This is a genomic window from Streptomyces sp. WM4235 (assembly GCF_001279725.1).
In the GTDB taxonomy this organism is placed as follows: Bacteria; Actinomycetota; Actinomycetes; order Streptomycetales; family Streptomycetaceae; genus Streptomyces.
In genome coordinates this window covers 1-638 of record NZ_LGDE01000247.1, presented here as the reverse complement: position 1 = coordinate 638, position 638 = coordinate 1, and the positions used below count along the sequence as shown (strand labels likewise).

Here is a 638-nt window from a genome sequence, read left to right as displayed (position 1 = left end):
CCCCCCCCCCGCCGCACTTCACGGGAGGATGACGGGTGCGCGCGGCCGGCGGGCGCCGGCGACCCGACCGGCCGAGGCCGTCGGTGCCGATCGGTTCACGGCCTGAACGGCCCGCGCCCCAACTGGGTCCGGATCGAAACCACTTCGGGGTTCACCAGCGAGCGCCGCTGCCAGTTCGCACCGTCGACCACCAGGGTGTGACCGGTGACGAAGCGGGCGTAAGGCGAGGCCAGGAAGGTCGCCGCCCAGCCCAGCTCGCGCGGCGCGCCGACCCGCAGCGCGGGCTGCCGGCCGTCCCTGTCATCCGGAGCGGCGGCGTCCAGTCCGCCCCGGATGTCCTCGGTCATGTCCGCGTGCGGGAACAGCCCGGGGACCAGGCCGTTGATCTGGATGCCGTACGGACCCCACTCGACGGCCAGCGTCTCCACGAGGTTCTTCACACCGGCCTTGGCGGCGGTGCTGTGGGCGAAGCCCGGGCCGCCGGTCCACGCGTACGAGGCGCCGATGTTCACGATCGAGCCGGGGGTGCCCGCCGCCAGGTGGCGGCGGGCGGACTCGCGGGTCATAAACCAGGTGCCCGTGAGGGTTATGTTGGCCCCCGCCCCCCCCGCGTTCGGCGAAAGGGGCTCCGCCCGACA

Annotated in this window: 1 protein-coding gene; it reads right to left on the bottom strand. The window is 74.1% G+C overall.

The annotated features are described in order from the left end of the window. Positions 1–95: 95 nt before the first annotated feature. Entirely contained in the window at positions 96–590 is a 495-nt protein-coding gene (locus ADK55_RS18160) for an SDR family oxidoreductase (RefSeq protein ID WP_267887350.1), read from the bottom strand. Between the last annotated feature and the right edge of the window lie 48 nt (positions 591–638).